Annotated in this window: 5 protein-coding genes and 1 pseudogene; 2 read left to right on the forward strand and 4 right to left on the reverse strand. The window is 64.6% G+C overall.

Features of this window, described 5'->3' with window-relative positions:
* Positions 1–764 precede the first annotated feature (764 nt).
* Together xerC and CUN67_RS29340 are read right to left on the reverse strand one after the other, a co-directional pair.
* Complete coding sequence (gene xerC, locus CUN67_RS29335; RefSeq protein WP_208719142.1) at positions 765–1,778, reverse strand: site-specific tyrosine recombinase XerC; 1,014 nt, start codon at positions 1,776–1,778, stop codon at positions 765–767.
* 83 nt (positions 1,779–1,861) lie between these two features.
* Positions 1,862–4,639, reverse strand: a complete 2,778-nt coding sequence (locus CUN67_RS29340) for a DNA primase (protein ID WP_208719143.1) — start codon at positions 4,637–4,639, stop codon at positions 1,862–1,864.
* Positions 4,640–4,775: 136 nt separating this feature from the next.
* Between CUN67_RS29340 and CUN67_RS29345 the strand changes: the two genes are divergently transcribed.
* Both CUN67_RS29345 and CUN67_RS29350 read left to right on the forward strand, forming a co-directional pair.
* Positions 4,776–5,108, forward strand: a complete 333-nt coding sequence (locus CUN67_RS29345) for a helix-turn-helix domain-containing protein (protein WP_208719610.1) — start codon at positions 4,776–4,778, stop codon at positions 5,106–5,108.
* Positions 5,109–5,184: 76 nt separating this feature from the next.
* A pseudogene (locus tag CUN67_RS29350) lies at positions 5,185–5,376 on the forward strand (SymE family type I addiction module toxin); the annotation flags it as partial.
* A gap of 57 nt (positions 5,377–5,433) precedes the next feature.
* Here the strand turns inward: CUN67_RS29350 and CUN67_RS29355 are convergent.
* Positions 5,434–5,661, reverse strand: a complete 228-nt coding sequence (locus CUN67_RS29355) for a hypothetical protein (protein WP_254711459.1) — start codon at positions 5,659–5,661, stop codon at positions 5,434–5,436.
* Positions 5,654–6,085, reverse strand: a 432-nt coding sequence (locus CUN67_RS29360; RefSeq protein ID WP_208719148.1) for a glycohydrolase toxin TNT-related protein, incomplete at its 5' end; no start/stop codon positions are given. The genes CUN67_RS29355 and CUN67_RS29360, both read right to left, overlap by 8 nt.

The raw sequence follows: 6,085 nt of genomic DNA on the forward strand, positions 1-6,085 counted from the left end.
CCCTATCGGGTCATAGGGACGATTCCGGTGCCATCGTACTTTTTAATGCAGTTAACCTGCTGATGTCATTGCTTTTTCTCAGCCAGCTTTTCCCGCTTTCAGCTGCCCATTAACACGATGACCCGACGCGCATTTTAGCCCCGCGCGCTACCGCCCCGCCGTGACCGTCGCCGTCTGCACCCCTTCATATTACCCGCCAGCCTCTGACCGGCAACCCGTGCACGGCGTGCAGCTTGCTGTGCGCCGGGCACGGGTTCTGCGGGTGCGGGCGGCACAGAGCCCGCTGGCGACGCCTGCGGCGCCCGGATTCTCCGGCGGTGGAAGGGATGACGGTTTTGCATGACCACCCCGGACCGGGGCGGGGGCGGAGACTGGCGGCGGCGGGAACGGGCAACGCAGTGCCCGCCGACGCAGCCAGACGCAGCGGGCGGGCATAACGCCTTTCAGCGGAGGCCGTCAGGCCGACTTCCCTTTTGCTTTTTCATACCGGCCGCACCGGCAGCGAACCGCCAGGGAGGGCGGCACACCCGCTGCCGCCTGCGGGGGCGCCAGCCATAACGCGGATTGCACGAAGACGGCCCGCGCAGCAGGGGCGGGCCAGACAATGACGCCGGGCGGGACGACTGCGTGTAATCCCCCCGCGTTATGGTGAACGGCCGGTCGGCCGTTTACCCCCGCACGCACGGCACCTGATGACGGGCAGATCGCGCCACGGAAGGCGCGCTCTGCCGTGCGCCGCGCCCGGCGGCCTCACGGGCTGCGGGCTACTGCTCCGGGCCGTCCGCCTTTTTCCGCCGCGTTCGCTTACGCTCTGCCGGATGCGTTTTCTCATGTACCTTTTGCAGATGACCGATGGCCACCCGCGTGTACACCTGCGTCGTCTCCAGCTTCTCATGACCCAGGATGGCCTGGATGTGCCGCGTGTCCGCCCCGTTCTCCAGCATCTGCGTCGCCATGCTGTGCCGGAACAGGTGGCACGCACCGGGCCTGTCCACGCTGCCCCGCCCGCGCAGGCTCTTTCCCGCCAGCCACGTCAGCGTCCCCGGCTTCAGCCCCGTTCCGCGCTGGCTCACGAACAGGTGCCCGCTGTCATAACGCTGCGTCAGGCGCGGCCGCACCGTGTCGAGGTAACGCGCCAGCCACGCCAGCGCACGCTGACCCACCGGCACCACCCGCGCCTTTCCCCCCTTGCCGTTACGCACGTACACCGCGCCGCGCGCCGCGTCCACGTCGCTTAACCGCAGCCCGGCCAGCTCCGCACGCCGTATCCCCGTGCTCCAGAACAGCTCCAGTATCGCCCGGTTGCGCAGGCCCAGCGGCGTACCCGCATCCGGGCTCTGCAACACCTGCAACGTCTCCGCCTCGCTGAGCACCTGCGCCGGAAGCGGCCTGTCCGCTTTCGGCAGCGTCAGCTGGTCGGCCGGGTTGTAGAGGATGACGTGGCGCTTCAGCAGCCAGCGGAACAGCATCCTGATGGACGACAGCCTGGCGTGCTGTCCGCCCGCCGTCAGCCCTCTGCCGTCCGCCCGCCGGTAGCCGCACAGCCACCGCTGGTACGCTTCCAGCGCCGCCAGGCTCACCTGCGCCGCGTATCGGATGCTGCGCGCTTCGCACCACGCCACGAACGGCAGCAGCCGCTCGCGGTAGCCCTCCGTCGTGCGCGGGCTGTGTCCCGTGGCGGCAAGATGCATCAGCCACTCGTCCGCCTGCTGGCGCAGCGTCCGGGTCTGGCGGCTGAGGTACAGGCTTTCCGGCGATGGCGGAAGGGGTTTGGTCATGATGCGGCATCCTGCGTCTGTGATGTGATGTTTCTCTTAAGGCCGGAACCGCGCGTCTGCCGCTGCCCCGGCCGCCTGTCTGCTCAGCCCTGCGGCGGTGCGCCCTGCGCCGGGTTTTCCTCACCCGGCCGCCCGCCGTCCGCGCCCCGGCCGGGGGCCGCCTGCCCGCCGCCTGACCCCGGCCGGGCGGCATCGTACTGCGGGTCGATAAGCCCGCACAGGTGCGCACCGCCGCCATCATCACCGTCGAACAGCAGCTCGTACACGAACGTCAGCCCGCGCCGGTGCAGCAGCAGGTACTCCAGCTCAGCCAGCCGCGCCAGATGCACCTTCAGCTGGGTGTCGCCCCACCGCACCGCGTCGCGCAGCTGTTTACGCGTGAACAGCCTCTCCCGCCGCGGCTGCCCGCTCTGCGCCACCCACGCCTGTATCAGCATCAGCAGCCTGCGCGTCTGCGGCGGCATCTCGTCCAGCGTCCGCCCCAGCACCTCATGCGCCAGCCGGTTCGCCAGCACGATGTCCTCCCGCGTCACCTCGATATACTCCAGCACCTCCCCGCGATGCTCAGCGGTTTTCACCTCCCGCTGGTACTGGTGCAGCAGCGTCACCGCCTGGATAAGCGTCAGGTACTTCATGTGGTCGCGCCGGGTGCGCGTTTTGTCAGACATGAACGTTAACTGACTGGCGAACGGGTTCACCACCTTCAGCGGTCTCAGCAGCCGCTGCGCGTGCTGATGCCGCCGCGTGACGTGCGTTTTTTCGCTGCGCATCAGCAGCCCTGCCAGCGTCTGCGCGTGGCGCTGCATCGCGTGGATGGCTTCGGTCTGCTCCCGCGACTCGTTCACCGTCAGCACCAGGCAGCGGTTCAGCAGCTCCTCGTCCACGTCGATGGCCGTGGTGGTCAGCATCAGCATCACCGGGCCTTTCACCCGGTACTGCTTTGTCACCAGGTTGCCGGTCGCCTCGTCCTTGCCGGTGCTGGCGATGGTCAGCTCGCCGTCGCTCTGCAACAGCTTCAGCGCATACGCCGCCTGCCGCACCCCTTCTTCTTCCGCTATCGCCAGGATTTTATGTTGCAGGTTCGTCTCGCCGAGATAGAACAGGCTCTGCCCGGTCATCGCGCTGTACTGCATCCGTTCCTCCTCCGGCATCAGCCCCAGCACCGCCTCCATCAGGCTGGACTTGCCCGCCGCCGACGACGACTGGATAAGCACCGCCAGCGGCCGCTCCAGCCTGCGCGACGTGGCCGCCAGATAGGCCGCGAACAGGTTGCCGGATTCACCCACCACCCCGCACGCCGCCAGGTCCGCCGTGATGCGCCCGGCCAGGTCCGGGTCACGCAGCAGCGCCAGCGCATCCGCCCGCTCCGCCTCCGTCATCTCCGGCGCGTCGCTGCCCGGCTCCGGCTGCGCCGGGAGGGTGTCCAGCGCCAGCCACACCCGGCCCAGCCCGCGCCTGACGTCGCTTTCCGCCAGCCCGGTCTCCGCCGCCGCCATCCGCGCCCAGCCCGCACGCGAGCGCGCGCTCATCAGGTCCAGACCGTCCGCGAACACCGTACCGCTTTCCCGGTCCGACAGCTGCACGCTGACCTTCATCACCGCCGCGCCCGGTTTCACCTGCGCCAGCCCCCGCACCCGCCACTGCTGCGACCCCAGGCTGACGGTCACCTCACCCGCCCCGCCGTGCTCCACCACCACGCCCGGCTCCGCTGGCGCGGCTGAGGCGGGAGCCGGTTCCGGCATCGCGGACGGCGGCACGCTCACCGCCTCACCCATCGGCTGCGCCGACTCCGTCAGCAGACCGAACGCCCGCTCCGGCTCCGCCACCTGGCACAGATACCCGTTCGCATCCATGCCCGGCGGGAACACCACCCGGAAGGCGGCTATCTGCATCGCGGCCAGCTCCGCCGCCAGCCTCACCGCCGCATCGTTGCCCGCCGCGTCATTGTCGAAGGCGATAAGCACCTGCCGGATGCCGTGCGCCGTGAAGGCCCGCCGGTGGTCCGGGGTGAAGCCGTTCACGCCGTACGCCGCCGTGACGTGGCGGCAGCCCGCCACCCAGAACGACATCGCATCGATCAGCGATTCGCACAGCACCACCACCGGCGAACTGACCAGCGCCTGCCCGTTCCACACCCCCTGATGCGCGCCGGGCAGGTACAGGTGCAGCGGCGTGCCTTTGCGCAGCCGGTCGGTGATTTTGCGCCCGTACATCTCCAGCACCTGGCCGTTCACATCCACAACCGGCACGACCAGCGAACCGGCGAAGTGTTCGTGCCCCGAGTCGCGCAGGATGCCGAGCCGCTGAAGCCGCGCCCGGACCTGTTCACCCGCCTTCAGCTTTTTCTCCGGCAGGCGGTAGCCCAGCGTGCGGCTGGCGAAGCCTAACCGGAACTGCGCGACTAACTCAGGATGGTTCAGGCGGCGCTTTTCCAGGTAGGCGATGGCTTCCGGCGCGTTCAGCAGCGTGTGATGGTAGAAGTTCACCACCCGCTCAAGCAGCGCCTGGCGGCCCGCCCCGTCCTCCGCGAGCATGTCCGGCTCGTCCTGCGTCACCAGCGGCACCACGGCGGGGTTCTCACCCAGTTCCGCACGCAGCCGCTCCGCCGCCTTACGCAGGCTCAGCCCCTCGGTTTTCATCAGCCAGTCCAGCACCGAGCCGCCCGCGCCGCAGCCGAAGCAGTGGAACAGGTTTTTCGCCGGGGTGATAACGCAGGACGGCGTCTTTTCATCGTGGAACGGGCACAGCGTCACCAGGTCCTTACCCCGCCTGAACAGCTGCCGCCCCTGCGCCTGCGCCAAGCCCGCCAGGGGCACCGCCTGTTTCAGATGCTGCAACTCCGTTTCTGCGATGCGCGCCATAGAACTGCCCCTTTTAAAACCTTGTCAATGTCCTGTATGGATATTATTATATGCTCCATACAGAACACTCAGTCAAGTCCGTTCAGAACAGGAGGGGATAATGGAGGTCATCACGATTACTCAGGGAACATTCTGGATGAGCTTCTCCGCCCGTTTTCTTCTGCTGCGTAAGCAGCACGGACTGACCCAGCCGCAGATGGCCGATAAGGTCGGGATACATTTAACCCAGGTCCGCCGCTATGAGTCCGGCGAGACCCAGCCCTCTCTGGATATTCTCAAGCGCATCGCCGTGACCTTTAACGTCTCCGCCGACTGGCTGATATTTGAGGAAGGCGAGCGCGAACCGCAGGACGAGCTGAAGCTGAAGTTTGAGGCGGTGAAGCAGATGGATGAGGACGAACAGAAGTCGATCACGTCGATACTTGACGCGATGATACTGAAGCATCAGGCAAAGCGCCTGCTGGGCTGAGCCTGTTTTAGCGCGGTGACCGAGGGTTGCACCCCTCCGCCACCGCTCACCACGGCAACTAAGCGAGGTAGTTATCATGGCTGGACACGATGGTAAGCCAGAAGGGAAGATTTCCAAAACGGAACGGCGCTGCATTGTGGGCTACCGCCCAAAGGGCGGTGACCGCAGCACGCCGCAGCTCAGCATCGCGGGCAGGTGGCTGGCCGAGGCGGGGTTTGAGACCGGACAGGCGGTCACCGTCCGGGTGGAGGCGGGCTGTCTTACCCTGACGGCGGGCGGCTAATAAAAAAGCCGGAAGGATCATTCAGATCGCTTCCGGCTTTATTTAAATACCCAACATATGAGTCAGTCTTTGTAAAAAGGCCTGGCAAGCATCGTCTTCATTTGAGTAGTAACGCTCTTCAGTTCTCTGGCCTCTTTCACTGTAAAATATTTTCCACATCATATTTTCGTATATAAAACATAATGACTCGTTAGATATTTCATCAATAGTATAACTATCCTTTGGTATATTCATCGCATTCAGCTTAATAATCAGCTCTGACTTAACCACACTGTCTCCTTCGTCTGACTTCAACCAGATGCCCTGAGTCAGTAAGTGACTTAACTGAGTCAGGTAATAAATACTGCGTTCCCATCCCCATCTCTCCAAACCATGGCGCGATCTTACTTTCCAGAACATTAGGAATAGGCTTCCTGACTTCATAGATAGTATATGGTTTAGAGTCTGTTCCTGGCGGAAGTGCCCGCATTGAATATGGAGTTCCTACTGGTGAAGTATATTTACCGCCGGGATAACCATAACGATCAATTACGTGACCAGGCTCCAGAATAGTAACTTTCTCCGAGCCAAAAGCCCCATTATTTGGCGGCCAATAGGTAACCAGCCCCTTATTCAACCCCAGCGGGTCGATCCACGTCAGAGGGTTTGGTGCATAAGCGTAAAGGTTTTCTCCCCCCGCTAACCCTATCGGGTC

The sequence above is a fragment of the Pantoea cypripedii genome (assembly GCF_011395035.1).
GTDB classification, from domain to species: Bacteria; Pseudomonadota; Gammaproteobacteria; order Enterobacterales; family Enterobacteriaceae; genus Pantoea; species Pantoea cypripedii_A.